Origin of the sequence: Helicobacter pylori, assembly GCF_900120335.1 — a bacterium.
Classification (GTDB): domain Bacteria; phylum Campylobacterota; class Campylobacteria; order Campylobacterales; family Helicobacteraceae; genus Helicobacter; species Helicobacter pylori_BU.
This window is the reverse complement of the sequence record NZ_LT635477.1, coordinates 830610-844434: the sequence shown is the minus strand read 5'-3', so window position 1 is coordinate 844434 and position 13825 is coordinate 830610. Positions and strand designations below refer to the sequence as shown.

Below are 13825 nucleotides of genomic sequence, written 5' to 3'. Positions count from 1 at the left end.
GGGTTTAAAAAAAGAACTTCACACTAACCATAAGGTTGCTCCTGTCTTGTGTGTTTGCCTTAAAGGCTTTATCAAAAGGGCTAGTGAGATCATTAACCTTATAGCCAGTGTGCATGCTGACCACATAGTATTCTAAATTCACATCAACTCTAGCAAAAGAACCCCATTTATAGCCCAAGTTCAAGTTGATGGATCTTTCGCTCGCTCTAGTGGCATAAGTGTATCTGCCTAAAATACCCCATAAAAACCCTCTATACACTCCTCCACCAAAGACATACCCAGAAACAGCGTCTGCGGTAATAGCGTTACTAAAAAACCCACCATAAACGCTGTTATTTCTGTAATTAAAAGGGACGGGGTTACCATACCAGCCAATCCTTGCGTTAGCGTTGCCAAAATTTTGGTAATAACCAAAGCCAAAGTTAAATTCGTTGTAGTCAAAGCGTTGGTGGATAAAAAGCGATGCGCCCCATTCGCCAATTTTAGAGTTACGCCAATACACATCGTATAAATCTTTAGCATAAACAGGGAAAATCACATTAATAGTGGTTTGAGCCCTTAGCCCTAAGCCTTTGAATTTCGGGTTGCTGTCAATATGGATTTTAATCCCGGGCGCTCCGTAAGTCTTAGGTAAAAAATAAGCAAAAGGCATGACTTGAACACGCTTGCTAGAAAAATAGAGTTGCGCGGCATGGATGCCATCATCAACTTCTTTTCTGCCATCTTCAGTTACAATAGGGGCATACCAATCCCGTATCCATTGCCCAAAAGCTAAAGCCCTCCCAAAAGAACTAAACCATTTTAACGCTATTTTAGAATTGATTTTATAATCCAGTTCAAAACCCTGTGTGTAGGAACTCATAAAATCCATGTTAGAGAGGTAGCGCCCTAGCTTTAGGTGGAATTTATCGCCATAAGAATAAAACAAATAGGAATTATACAGCACATAATTACGGGTGTGAGCGTCAGATTCTATGATGGAGTCTTTCCAAGGAGCGTTGCCTAAAAACCCCCACCAACGCCCTATCATGTAAAAAAGTTCTGAGCCATAGATTTGATGCGTGGCTTGGTCTATGAGCGTTTTGGTGGAATCGTAAGCGAGCGCTCCTAAAATCCCCCCAACGCCTATTTTTAAGCTGTGTTTTTCAATGTTTTTAGGGAGCAGATTGGAATCCACTTGAAGCTTGATCGTGGCGGTTACAAAGGTGGCTGTAGGGAAAATCCCTTCTTTGGAATTGAGTTTGGAATGGTTAAACCCCACTTTAGAAACAGATTCCGCTACCCCACTAAACTTATAATCAAAAGCCAACAAAGGGCTTTGATTGTAAAGAATGGAAACAAACAATAGAGGCAATTTTTGAAATTTTAACACAGAATAACCTTTGTTTAATTTTCGCTCGTATCATATTCCAATTTTATTAAAAAACCCATTAAAAATAAAAGTATTCAAATAATTATCTAAATATTATTCTTTTTTTGTTTCGCTTTCATTTTTATCGGCTCAAAAGAATACCCTAAAGCCTGATAGATTTGATTGTGGTAACGGACTTGATTGTCTTCCAAACTCTCTTGAAAAGATTTTTTAAAATGCGGATCTAGCGTGTTTAAAAACATCTCTAGCCCTATCGCGCTAGAATAATTCACCCAATCATGCCTTAAATCGCTCTCTAATAAGGAAGCGTATTCTATCAGCGTTTCATCGCTGTTTTGCAAGGCATTGACAATGAATAAATTTTTCCTGTCTTTAGGCTGGGTGAGTAAGAGTAAAGAGGGGTTGAAATTGATTTGTGTGGAAAGGATTTTAAAGGGCTTATATTCTAAAAGCCCTATTTGAGAAAGAATCAGACCGCTTTTAGTGGTAGGGGTGTTTAAAATCAAAATAGAATTTTTAAAAAACGCATCGTTTTTTCTAAAATTTTTAGAAAAACTGGTGGCTTGTTTGTAAGAAATATTTTCTTGGTGTTTGACTTCAATGCTTAAAGACTCCGTGATTTGCCTCAAGCGTTCGCCTATCAGGCCATCATCATCGTATTCAATCACGGGCGAATTAGGGTTAATGAAAGCCGTGAGCATGCCTAATTGCTCTTTATAGTCAATCCCCCCAAAATACAAGCGCTCGCTTAAAGAACGTTCAGTTTGATTTTCCAATTGCGCTCTATTCACGGTAGGCACATAAGTAGGGGTATTGATAGTCGTGTTTTGGAGCAAATTTTCCACGCCCTCTTTAGTCAATAAGGCTATCACAAAAGGGAATTTTTCTTTTTCAATTTCTTTATAGGTTTGCTCTAATTTTTCAGGACTCTCTTCATCGCTGTCAAAGACTTGGATATTGAAATCGTTGTTTCTGGTGTTCAAATACGCTAAAAGGGTGTTCATCACCGAAATGGCATAACGCCCCACCACTTTTTTAGGCAGTAAAATCGCTAATTCAATCTTAGGCTCATAGCTTTCTTTAGCTGGGGTTTGAGAAGCGATGGATACGGGGTTGAGTTTGTTTAAAATGTCCTTGTAATAAGTTTTAAGGCTCTCATCTTGGTTGTTATCATCGTATTGAGACACAAAAGAAAAGATTTGATTTTGCAGCATCAAGTCTTTCAAACATTCCAAAGAGCAAGGCTCTGTTTTAATGATTTGCTGGTGCGCTGGAGGCAGTGGGGAAAACAGATAGCTTTTAGCGCTCAAACTTATCGCGCAAAAAGTGGAAACAATCAGCGCAAGGCGTTTGAAAAATCTTTTTCTTAAGGCGTATGGCATTTTTTAATATCTTTAAACTTGAATTTCCTAAAACCTTATTATAGAACATTTAGCCCTAACAAGGGGATTAATTTTACCCCTACAAAACTTGAGAGGATTTTCTAAAGCATGCGAGAGTAAACACGCTTGGACGCTCAAACCCTGTAAAATCCCCACTACAAGGACACAAAGCGAAAACCAAACCCCCACCAACTTTAATTTCTTCAACCATTAAAGGATTGCATCAAAGGAACAAATGGCACATGCTTTCATGTTTTGATTGTCCTCTAGCGCCAATTATAGATATAAGGCCTTAAGCTAATGCAATAATCTCTAGTGCTTAATATATCCTTACGCATGTCCACTAATTGCCCAGACAACACTTCTTGCACTTTTCTTAAATTGTTGATCTCAGTGTTTTGCGCACTGATTATTTTTTTTAAATCCCTTATTTCTTTAATCAAATCCGCATTACTGATCGCTTTATTGGCTTGCACTGGATCCGCGCTTAAAAAACCTAACGCCACGCATAAACTCACAACGACTTTTTTCATCACCGCTCTCCTTTTTATCCTCTCCCAACATTCAGCCATAGCCAAATAAAAGGGATCATTCCCTTTTAATGAAAACAAAACTAGAGCCTGAAATTCTCCATTAAGTTAAAGTTCATGTAGCGATAGATCTTGTCTTTTTGGCTCTCTAGCTTTTCACTCACTAAATTCATGTATTCTTCTTTAGTGGGGATTCGCCCTAGTAAAGCGCACGTCGCCCCAAGCTCCGCGCTGCCTAAATACACTTTAGCCCCTCTGCCCATACGATTATCAAAATTCCGTGTGGAAGTAGAAAAAACGACCGCATTATCCCTAACCCTCGCTTGATTGCCCATACACAAGCTACAGCCTGGGACTTCAGTCCTTGCCCCAGCAGCCCCAAAAATCGCATAATAGCCCTCATTAATAAGCTCTTGTTCGTCCATTTTACTGGGTGGCACTACCCAAAGGCGCGCTTGACTAGGAGGAGCGTTTTTAACGATTTCGCCAAAGGCTCTAAAATGCCCGATATTCGTCATGCAAGATCCAATAAACACTTCATCAATAGCGTGCGGTCTTTTGCCGGTCGTATCCGCTAAAACTTCGCTCAAAGTAGCGACATCATCAGGGTCATTAGGGCAAGCTAAAATAGGCTCAGTGATTTCTGCCACATCAATTTCAATGACAGCGGCGTATTGGGCGTTACTATCTGGCTCTAACAATACCGGCTTATCCACCCAAGCTTGCATCGCATCTCTGCGTTTTTTCAAAGTTTCTTTGTCTTCATAACCGCTCGCAATCATCTCATCAATGAGCTTGATATTGGATTTCAAGTATTCAATCATCGGCTCTTTATTCAAACGCACCACGCAAGCTGCCGCGCTCCTTTCTGCGCTCGCATCGCTTAGTTCAAAAGCCTGCTCCATTTTAATATCAGGCAGGCCTTCAATCTCTAAAATACGCCCGTTAAAGACATTGATTTTACCTTTTTTCTCCACCGTGAGTAACCCTTTTTTAATCGCATAATAAGGGATCGCATTCACCAAGTCCCTTAAGGTGATCCCAGGATTCATTTCCCCTTTAAAACGCACTAACACGGATTCTGGCATGTTCAATGGCATCGTGCCTGTAACCGCTGCAAAAGCGACTAACCCGCTCCCTGCCGGGAAACTAATGCCTAAAGGGAAACGGGTGTGGCTATCCCCCCCTGTGCCTAAAGTGTCAGGCAATCCCATGCGGTTCAGCCATGTATGGATCACGCCATCGCCCGGATGCAACGCCACACCGCCTCTTTGAGTGATGAAGCTAGGCAAGGTTGCATGCAAGCTCACATCGCTAGGCTTTGGGTAAGCGGCGGTATGGCAAAAACTCTGTAACACAAAAGGCGCATCAAATTTCAAACTCGCTAATTCTTTAACCTCATCTCTGGTCATCGCCCCTGTGGTGTCTTGACTGCCCACGGTGGTAACCTTTGGCTCACAATAAGTCCCAGGTAAGATCCCTCTTACCCCACAAGCATGGCCTACAATTTTTTGGGCTAAAGTGTAGCCTTTAGAGTCGCTTTTAGGAGTGGCTGGTTTTTTAAACGCTTCCGATTCGCCTAGCCCTAAAAATTTACGCGCTTTATTAGTCAAGCCTCTACCGATGATTAAAGGGATACGCCCAGAAGCCCTGACTTCATCTAACAAAGTTTCAGGCTCTAGTTTAAAAGCGCTAACCACCTTATCGTTTAGCGTGATTTCGCCTTTATAAGGATAGATTTTAATCAAATCGCCCTCTTTTAAATCTTTAACATCAGCCACAATAGGTAACGCCCCGCTATCTTCACAAGTCGCAAAGAAAATCGGAGCGATCACCCCCCCAATCACAATGCCCCCACTCCTTTTATTAGGCACAAAAGGAATGTCCTTACCAAAATGCCACATGATGGAGTTAGTCGCGCTTTTTCTAGAGCTTCCTGTGCCAACCACATCGCCCACATACGCTACAGGAACGCCTTTAGTTTTAATGGCTTCAATGCGTTGTTCGTAATTTTCAATCCGGTTTTTTAGCATGGCTTTGGCGTGTAAAGGAATATCGCTTCGTGTGAAAGCATCGCTCGCTGGGCTTAAATCATCGGTATTGGTTTCGCCATCAATCTTAAACACGCACGCTTCAATGCATTCATTCAAAGGCTCTTTATTCAAAAACCATTCGGCGTTCGCCCAAGACTCTAGCACTTCTTTAGCCAGAGCGTTAGTTTTGCTCATTGCGGCGATTTTATCAAACGATCCATAGACTAAAAGGGTGGTTTTTAAAGCTTTCGCGCTCTCTTTAGCGATGTTTTTGTCTTGACTTTCTAAGCCCACAATCAAAGGCTCTACATTATACCCCCCAAGCATCGTGCCTAAAAGAGTGGTCGCTTCCAAAGCACTAATGTGCGCGCATTCTAGTTTTTTTTGAGACAATTGGGCTAAAAATTCCGCTTTGACTTTCGCCCCTTCATCAACCCCAGGGCTTACCCTATGAATGAGTAATTCTTTAGCGAAAGCAGCGTTTGTGGGATCTTTCATCAAAATCTCAACGACGGCTTCCACTTGTTTAGCGCTTAAGGGGAGTGGTGGGATACCCTCACTTTTTCTTTCTAAAACGCTTTTTTTGTAATCTTCTAAAAAATCTTTCATCATTTCTCCTCTTTAAATAGCATTATTTGCTAATGCCCTAATCATTTGCCCCATGATAACAAAACTCTTTTTACTTTTAGTTAAGTTGTAAGAAACTTTAGCTACCATGCGATACAAAAAAGGATTTTAAGTGCGTTTTGGTAAAATTGATTATTTAAACATGCTCCCTTTTGATGTGTTTATCAAATCCTACCCCACCCCTTGTTATTTCAAACAATTCTTGTGGCTTAAAAAAACCTACCCCTCCAAACTCAATGAGAGTTTTTTATTCAGGCGCATTGATGCGGGGTTTATTTCTTCTATCGCTGGCTATCCATTCGCTCTTCATTCCTATTCTCTAGGCATTGTCGCTTATAAAGAAGTTTTAAGCGTGTTGGTTGTAAATAGAGAAAACGCTTTTGACAAAGAAAGCGCTTCTTCAAACGCCCTCTCTCAAGCGTTAGGGTTAAAAGGCGAAGTTTTAATCGGCAATAAAGCGCTGCAATTTTATTATTCCAACCCTAAAAAAGATTTTATAGATTTAGCCGCTCTTTGGTATGAAAAAAAACGCTTGCCGTTTGTTTTTGGGCGTCTGTGTTATTATCAAAACAAGGATTTTTACAAGCGTTTGTCTTTAGCTTTCAAACACAAAAAAACAAAAATCCCTTACTACATCCTTAAAGAAGCCGCTTTAAAAACCAACTTGAAACGCCAAGACATTCTAAACTACTTGCAAAAAATTTACTACACTTTAGGCAAAAAAGAACAATCAGGCCTTAAAGCGTTCTATCGTGAATTGTTGTTCAAACGCATCCAAAAACCCAAGCGTTTTTAGTCATTCGCCAAGTAAAAAATTTTAGAAAGGGTGTTTTTAAGCAAGATTAGGTTACAATCAAAAGTTTTATTAATGGATTAAGAAGGGATCATGCAAGCAAAGATAAAAAACAAGCGGGTTTTGGTGAAATTTTCTGGAGAAGCGTTAGCTGGGGACAACCAGTTTGGGATTGACATCCATGTGTTAGATCACATCGCTAAAGAGATCAGAAGTTTAGTGGAAAACGATATTGAAGTGGGTATTGTGATTGGTGGAGGCAATATCATCAGGGGGGTTAGCGCGGCTCAAGGGGGGATCATTAGGCGCACCAGTGGGGATTATATGGGCATGTTAGCCACCGTGATTAATGCGGTAGCGATGCAAGAAGCTTTAGAGCATATCGGTTTAGACACAAGAGTGCAGAGCGCCATTGAAATCAAAGAGATTTGTGAAAGTTATATTTATAGGAAAGCGATCAGGCATTTAGAAAAGGGTAGGGTGGTGATTTTTGGCGCTGGCACGGGAAACCCGTTTTTCACCACCGATACTGCCGCCACTTTAAGAGCGATTGAAATTGGATCGGATCTAATCATTAAAGCGACTAAAGTGGATGGCATTTATGACAAAGACCCTAACAAATTCAAAGACGCCAAAAAATTAGACACTTTAAGTTATAACGATGCCTTGATAGGGGATATTGAAGTGATGGACGATACCGCTATTTCTTTAGCTAAAGACAATAAGCTCCCCATTGTGGTGTGTAACATGTTCAAAAAAGGGAATTTGTTGCAAGTGATTAAGCACCAACAAGGCGTGTTTTCTATGGTAAAATAAGCCCTTTAAAATTGGATAGAGTTCAAAATAAAAGGATCATTTTGAAAAAAGAGAGAACAGAGAGTTTAGTCGCTCAAGCCTTAAAAAATATTGGGAACGATCGCTACATGCTAGATAATTTGGTTTTCGCTCGTGTGAAGCAACTAAACGCTGGAGCCAAAACTTTAGTGAATATGGACCCTAAGCGTCATAAATTAGTGGATATTGCTATCAGAGAAATCGCTGAAGGGAAAATTGATATAGACAGGATAGATGAACGAAATTGACAAATCCGTTGATATCGGATTCTTACGGATTCTGGATGTTATTAAAAAAGTTACGACTCCAAAGGGTGGCATTGAAATCTTAAGGACTTTAATTGATTTCACGCCCAAAATTGAAAACGCCCTAAATTTAGCGACCAAAAGCCACAAGGGGCAATACAGAAAGAGCGGCGAGCCTTATATTGTCCATCCTATTTGCGTGGCGAGCGTGGTGGCGTTTTGTGGGGGCGATGAGGCGATGGTGTGTGCTGCGCTTTTGCATGATGTGGTAGAAGACACGCCCTGTGAGATTGAAACGATTGAGCGAGAATTTGGGCAAGATGTGGCTAATTTAGTGGATGCGCTCACTAAAATCACTGAAATCAGGAAAGAAGAATTAGGCGTGAGTTCTCAAGATCCCAGAATGGTGGTTTCAGCCCTCACTTTTAGAAAGATCCTTATTAGCGCGATACAAGATCCAAGAGCCTTAGTGGTGAAGATTAGCGACAGGTTGCACAACATGCTCACCTTAGACGCTTTGCCCCATGACAAGCAGGTGCGTATTTCTAAAGAAACTCTAGCGGTGTATGCCCCCATAGCGAGCCGATTGGGCATGTCTTCAATCAAAAATGAATTAGAAGACAAGAGCTTTTATTATATTTATCCAGAAGAGTATAAAAATATCAAGGAGTATTTGCACAAAAACAAGCAGTCTTTACTTTTAAAACTCAACGCTTTTGCGAGCAAGTTAGAAAAAAAGCTTTTTGACAGCGGGTTTAGCCATTCGGATTTCAAACTCGTTACAAGGGTGAAGCGCCCTTATTCTATTTATCTTAAGATGCAACGAAAAGGTGCGGTCAATATTGATGAAATTTTAGACTTGTTAGCCATTAGGATTTTATTGAAAAACCCGATTGATTGCTACAAGGTTTTAGGGATTATTCATTTGAATTTCAAACCCATTGTCTCTCGTTTTAAAGATTACATCGCTTTACCGAAAGAAAATGGCTACAAGACAATACACACGACCATTTTTGATGAATCTTCTGTTTATGAAGTGCAGATCCGCACCTTTGATATGCACATGGGGGCGGAGTATGGTAATTCAGCCCATTGGAAGTATAAAGCTGGGGGCGTGGATCATGAAGATCATCATGAGGGCATGCGGTGGTTGCAAAATTTTAAATACCATGACAGCGATCTAAAAAACGACCCTAAAGAATTTTACGAACTCGCTAAGAACGATTTGTATCGTGAAGATATTGTCGTTTTTTCGCCCCATGGGGACACTTACACCTTACCGGTGGGCGCGATCGCTTTAGATTTCGCTTACATGGTGCATAGCGATTTGGGCGATAAAGCCACGGACGCTTATATCAATAGTAAAAAAGCCTTACTCAATCAAGAATTAAGGAGTGGGGATGTGGTTAAAATCATTAAAGGCGATAAAGTAATACCTCGTTTCATTTGGATGGATCAGCTTAAAACTTCTAAGGCTAAAAACCATTTGCGCATCCAAAGAAGAAACCGCTTGAAAGAGATTGACACTAAGAGCATGATCAATATCTTAGCGACTTTTTTTGGGCGCTCTGTTTTTGAAGATGCGGATTTGAAAGATTATAAAAACTTTGAAGAAAAATTAACAGATTGTGGGGTGGAGACCACCTTAACAGAAGCGATGAAAAGCTTTGAAAATTTGGCCAAACTCACTGAAGAGATTGAAAATAAGGTGTTTTCCTTGAAAGAAGACGCGATTTTGGAATACCAAGAGATGAGTTTATGGACTCGAGGTTTGAGGTATTTGGGTTTTAAAACCAATGTTTTGAATTTTTTAACCCCCAACCGGCAATGGCAGTGTAAGGAATTGGAGCATTTTAGCGTTTGTTCAAGCAACGCTTTAGAAATCAAACAGGTGTTATTGAATGATTGTTGTTACCCTAAATATGGCGATGAAATCATTGCGATCGTAACGGATTTGAAAGATCCAAAGGCGATTGCACACCATAAATTTTGCAAAAAAGCGATGGTGGAAGTGGATTCTAAAGTGCCGATGGTTTATATAGAATGGCACAAGCGGGATCGAACGATTTATAAAATGATGTTTTATTTAGGAGAGAAAAAGTCGGTTTTAGCGAGTTTATTGACTTTTTTAAACAGGAATGAATGCAATATTGTGGGCGTGTCTTACTTAGGCTATAAGGACAAATATTCTAGCCATTGCGAAGTGAGTTTTGAAATAGCCACGGATAAGGCGGATTGGATGAGGGCTTTAATCAATCGCAAATATCAGGATAGGATTGTAGAATTATCCAGTCTGGATGACGCTTATGAACTACAATAAGCCTAATTAAGGGATAAACATGGAACAAAAAATCAGTGTGGCCTTAAAAGAGATCAAAAGAGGCGCTAATGAAATCATTGGATTAGAATACATTGAAAAGCTGGTGAGAAAATATTATGAAACCAATGAACGCTTTATCGTTAAGGCCGGTTTTGATCCTACCGCTCCCGATTTGCATTTAGGGCATACGGTATTGATCCAAAAATTAGCTTTATTGCAGCAATATGGGGCTAGGGTTAAGTTTTTGATTGGGGATTTTACCGCTATGATAGGCGATCCTACGGGGAAAAATGAAACGAGAAAACCCCTAAATCGGGAGCAAGTCTTAGAAAACGCTAAAACTTATGAAGAGCAAATCTATAAGATTTTAGATCAAAGACACACCGAAGTGTGCTTTAATTCCACTTGGTTGGATACTTTAGGCGCAAAGGGCATGATAGAATTGTGCGCGAAGTTTTCAGTCGCTAGAATGCTAGAAAGGGACGATTTTGCTAAACGCTACAAAGAAAACCGCCCCATTAGCATCGTGGAATTTTTATACCCTTTGCTGCAAGGCTATGATTCAGTGGCGATGGGTGCGGATATTGAGCTTGGGGGCAATGATCAAAAGTTTAATTTGCTGGTGGGGCGCTTTTTGCAACGAGCTTATGGTTTGAATAAAGAGCAATCTATCATCACCATGCCTTTATTAGAAGGGCTTGATGGGGTGCAAAAAATGAGTAAAAGCTTGGGGAATTATGTGGGGATCACTGAAGAGCCTAACGCGATGTTTGGGAAGATCATGAGCGTGAGCGATGATCTCATGTGGCGATACTACACGCTTTTGAGCGCTAAGACTTTAGAAGAAATTGAAGACTTAAAACATGGTATTTTACACCAAACCTTACACCCTAAAGCCGTTAAAGAGGATCTCGCTAGTGAAATCGTGGCTCGTTATTATGACAACGATCAAGCCCTCAAGGCTAAAGAGCAATTTTCTAAAGTGTTTAGCGCAAACCTTTTGCCTGAAATTTTATTAGAAAGCGATTTTGATGAGGGGGTGGGGGTTTTAGATGTTTTAAAACAGATTGGCTTTTGCCCATCCACTTCACAAGCCAGGCGCGATATTCAAGGGGGAGGGGTAAAGATTAATCAAGAAGTGGTAAAAGATGAGAGTTATCGTTTTGTTAAAGGAAATTATGTTATACAGCTTGGTAAGAAAAGATTTATGAAATTAAATATTAACTAATATTAAGGAAAGAGCTATGGTATCAACACTCAAACCGCTAAAAATCGGTAAGCACACCATAAAATTCCCTATTTTTCAAGGGGGCATGGGTGTGGGGATTAGCTGGGATGAACTAGCTGGAAATGTTGCCAAAGAAGGGGCTTTAGGAGTGATTTCAGCCGTAGGGACTGGTTATTATAAAAACATGCGCTTTGTAGAAAGGATTGTGGCTAAAAAACCCTTTGAAGCCTTGAATTTTTACTCCAAAAAAGCGTTGAATGAGATTTTTGCAAACGCTAGGAAAATTTGCGGGAACAACCCTTTGGGGGCGAATATTTTATACGCTATCAATGACTATGGCCGTGTTTTAAGGGACTCTTGTGAGGCGGGGGCGAATATTATTATTACAGGGGCTGGTTTGCCCACCAACATGCCTGAATTCGCTAAGGATTTTAGCGATGTGGCGCTCATCCCTATTATTTCTTCAGCGAAGGCTTTAAAAATCCTTTGTAAAAGATGGAGCGATCGCTATAAAAGAATCCCGGACGCATTCATTGTGGAAGGGCCTTTGAGTGGGGGGCATCAGGGCTTTAAATACGAAGATTGTTTCAAAGAAGAATTCCGATTAGAAAACTTAGTGCCTAAAGTTGTGGAAGCTTCTAAAGAATGGGGGAATATCCCTATCATCGCTGCTGGGGGGATTTGGGATAGGAAGGATATAGACACCATGTTAAGTCTTGGAGCGAGTGGGGTGCAAATGGCGACTCGTTTTTTAGGCACGAAAGAATGCGACGCTAAAGCGTATGCCGATCTTTTGCCCACGCTCAAAAAAGAAGATATTTTACTCATCAAATCGCCTGTAGGCTATCCGGCTAGGGCTATTAATACTGGGGTGATCAAACGCATTGAAGAGGGTAACGCGCCCAAAATCGCATGCGTGAGCAATTGTGTAGCGCCTTGTAACAGGGGTGAAGAGGCTAAAAAAGTGGGCTATTGTATCGCTGATGGCTTGGGGCGCAGTTATTTAGGGAACAGAGAAGAGGGGCTTTATTTTACCGGGGCTAATGGCTATAGAGTGGATAAGATTATCAGCGTGCATGAATTGATTAAAGAGCTTACAGAGGGTTAATTTGTAGTGCTTGTGAGGTTAGGGGTTGTTGCTTGTCTTTTTTGGCTTCATTACGCTTATGCTACAACCCTTAAAATTACTAACATTGTGCCTTTTGGATCTAGCAGTGTTAAAATGGTGTTCAATCAAGAAATTAAAAAATTCAAAGAAGTTCCGCTCAAAAATTTTAAGAGTTATTTGGAATTAGAAGCGGTTCTAACCATTCCTAAAAAGCATTACCAATTCTCCAAGCAATCTTTTATCACGATCGCACAATTCAGCCCTAAATTAGCGCGAGTGGTTATCGGCTATGCTCCTAAAATGACTTATGAAGTTAAGATTCTTAAAGACAAGCTCTATGTTTCTATTATGGAGAAAAAGCCCTTAATAAGGCATCAAATGACGCCCAAACCACCCAAACACCATGCACTCAAGCACCAGACGCCAAAACCCACCCCTAAACCCATTAAAAAAGAGGCTAAAAAGTCTAAAGAGGTTAAAGAGAAAACGCCAACTAAGCATGCGCATTCAAAGCATGCGCACTCTCCATTGAACGAAAGGAGCGCTAAAAAAGAAATCCCTAAAAAAGAAATCCCTAAAAAAGAAGCAGAAAATGAGAATAAGAACCCAATTTTTATAATAGAAAAAAATGATACTTGGATCAAAACCAAGCGCAAAAAACACAAAAAGATCGTTTTGGACGCTGGGCATGGGGGGAAAGATTGCGGGGCGATGAGCGCGAATTTGGTGTGTGAAAAGGACATTGTTTTAGAAGTGGTGAAGTTTTTGCATAAAGAGCTTAAAAAAAGAGGCTATAGCGTTTTATTGACAAGGGATAAGGACATTTACATTGATTTAGTGGCCCGAACGGAATTAGCCAATAAAAAAAGCGCGGATTTATTCATCTCAGTGCATGCCAATTCCATCCCTAAACGCTCCACCTCTAACGCCCATGGCATAGAGACTTATTTTTTATCCACCGCAAGGAGTGAAAGGGCTAGGAAAGTGGCTGAGCAAGAAAATAAAGACGATGTGAATTTAATGGATTATTTTTCTAAAAGTTTGTTTTTAAATTCATTGAACACGCAGCGATTGATCGTCTCTAACAAATTAGCGATTGACGTGCAATACGGCATGCTCCAAAGTGTCCGTAAAAATTACCCTGATGTGGTGGATGGGGGTGTTAGGGAGGGGCCTTTTTGGGTGTTAGCCGGGGCTTTAATGCCTTCAATTTTAATAGAAATTGGTTATAATTCCCATGCGATAGAATCTAAACGCATCCAAAGCAAACCGTATCAAAAAATCTTGGCTAAGGGCATTGCTGATGGCATTGATAGTTTCTTCAGCAAGAATGATTAGGCAATGATTAGGCTA

General features: G+C 40.5%; 11 protein-coding genes. 7 read left to right on the top strand and 4 right to left on the bottom strand.

Annotated elements, in window-relative coordinates:
- Nucleotides 1–4: 4 nt before the first annotated feature.
- The 4 genes from CS889_RS04105 to acnB all read right to left on the bottom strand — a co-directional run bounded on the left by CS889_RS04105 (nucleotide 5) and on the right by acnB (nucleotide 5926).
- Nucleotides 5–1372, bottom strand: coding sequence for an outer membrane family protein (locus tag CS889_RS04105; RefSeq protein ID WP_089086922.1), 1368 nt, complete (start codon nucleotides 1370–1372; stop codon nucleotides 5–7).
- A gap of 86 nt (nucleotides 1373–1458) precedes the next feature.
- Nucleotides 1459–2754 (bottom strand): hypothetical protein, encoded by a 1296-nt coding sequence (locus CS889_RS04100; protein ID WP_089086921.1) that lies wholly within the window; start codon nucleotides 2752–2754, stop codon nucleotides 1459–1461.
- A gap of 266 nt (nucleotides 2755–3020) precedes the next feature.
- A complete protein-coding gene (locus tag CS889_RS04095) occupies nucleotides 3021–3326 on the bottom strand; it encodes a hypothetical protein (RefSeq protein WP_172825112.1) in 306 nt (101 codons plus the stop codon).
- 41 nt (nucleotides 3327–3367) lie between these two features.
- Nucleotides 3368–5926, bottom strand: coding sequence for a bifunctional aconitate hydratase 2/2-methylisocitrate dehydratase (gene acnB, locus CS889_RS04090; protein ID WP_172825111.1), 2559 nt, complete (start codon nucleotides 5924–5926; stop codon nucleotides 3368–3370).
- Between the two features lie 130 nt (nucleotides 5927–6056).
- Between acnB and CS889_RS04085 the strand changes: the two genes are divergently transcribed.
- From CS889_RS04085 to CS889_RS04055, 7 genes are all read left to right on the top strand, one after another.
- On the top strand, nucleotides 6057–6740 hold the full coding sequence (locus CS889_RS04085; RefSeq protein WP_089086919.1) for an MqnA/MqnD/SBP family protein: 684 nt from the start codon (nucleotides 6057–6059) through the stop codon (nucleotides 6738–6740).
- A 90-nt stretch (nucleotides 6741–6830) separates the two neighbouring features.
- The gene (pyrH, locus tag CS889_RS04080; protein WP_001148063.1) at nucleotides 6831–7553 is read left to right on the top strand and encodes a UMP kinase; all 723 of its coding nucleotides are present in this window, start codon (nucleotides 6831–6833) and stop codon (nucleotides 7551–7553) included.
- Nucleotides 7554–7594: 41 nt separating this feature from the next.
- Nucleotides 7595–7819 carry a DNA-directed RNA polymerase subunit omega gene (locus CS889_RS04075; RefSeq protein WP_000712202.1) on the top strand — a complete coding sequence of 75 codons (225 nt, stop codon included), beginning with the start codon at nucleotides 7595–7597 and terminating at the stop codon, nucleotides 7817–7819.
- Nucleotides 7806–10136 carry a RelA/SpoT family protein gene (locus CS889_RS04070; protein WP_089086918.1) on the top strand — a complete coding sequence of 777 codons (2331 nt, stop codon included), beginning with the start codon at nucleotides 7806–7808 and terminating at the stop codon, nucleotides 10134–10136. Before CS889_RS04075 ends, CS889_RS04070 begins: the two co-directional genes overlap by 14 nt.
- A 19-nt stretch (nucleotides 10137–10155) precedes the next feature.
- Nucleotides 10156–11364 carry a tyrosine--tRNA ligase gene (tyrS, locus tag CS889_RS04065; protein ID WP_089086917.1) on the top strand — a complete coding sequence of 403 codons (1209 nt, stop codon included), beginning with the start codon at nucleotides 10156–10158 and terminating at the stop codon, nucleotides 11362–11364.
- Nucleotides 11365–11380: 16 nt separating this feature from the next.
- Nucleotides 11381–12472, top strand: a complete 1092-nt coding sequence (fabX, locus tag CS889_RS04060) for a decanoate oxidase/trans-2-decenoyl-[acyl-carrier protein] isomerase FabX (protein ID WP_000255243.1) — start codon at nucleotides 11381–11383, stop codon at nucleotides 12470–12472.
- A gap of 6 nt (nucleotides 12473–12478) precedes the next feature.
- On the top strand, nucleotides 12479–13810 hold the full coding sequence (locus tag CS889_RS04055; RefSeq protein WP_089086916.1) for an N-acetylmuramoyl-L-alanine amidase family protein: 1332 nt from the start codon (nucleotides 12479–12481) through the stop codon (nucleotides 13808–13810).
- Nucleotides 13811–13825 lie beyond the last annotated feature (15 nt).

What these genes read in the sequence shown, in the direction of transcription:
- acnB (WP_172825111.1), bottom strand. Translation starts at nt 5,926, where the DNA reads ATGAAAGATTTTTTAGAAGATTACAAAAAAAGCGTTTTAGAAAGAAAA.
- CS889_RS04100 (WP_089086921.1), bottom strand. Translation starts at nt 2,754, where the DNA reads ATGCCATACGCCTTAAGAAAAAGATTTTTCAAACGCCTTGCGCTGATT.
- pyrH (WP_001148063.1), top strand. Translation starts at nt 6,831, where the DNA reads ATGCAAGCAAAGATAAAAAACAAGCGGGTTTTGGTGAAATTTTCTGGA.
- fabX (WP_000255243.1), top strand. Translation starts at nt 11,381, where the DNA reads ATGGTATCAACACTCAAACCGCTAAAAATCGGTAAGCACACCATAAAA.
- CS889_RS04095 (WP_172825112.1), bottom strand. Translation starts at nt 3,326, where the DNA reads ATGGCTGAATGTTGGGAGAGGATAAAAAGGAGAGCGGTGATGAAAAAA.
- tyrS (WP_089086917.1), top strand. Translation starts at nt 10,156, where the DNA reads ATGGAACAAAAAATCAGTGTGGCCTTAAAAGAGATCAAAAGAGGCGCT.
- CS889_RS04070 (WP_089086918.1), top strand. Translation starts at nt 7,806, where the DNA reads ATGAACGAAATTGACAAATCCGTTGATATCGGATTCTTACGGATTCTG.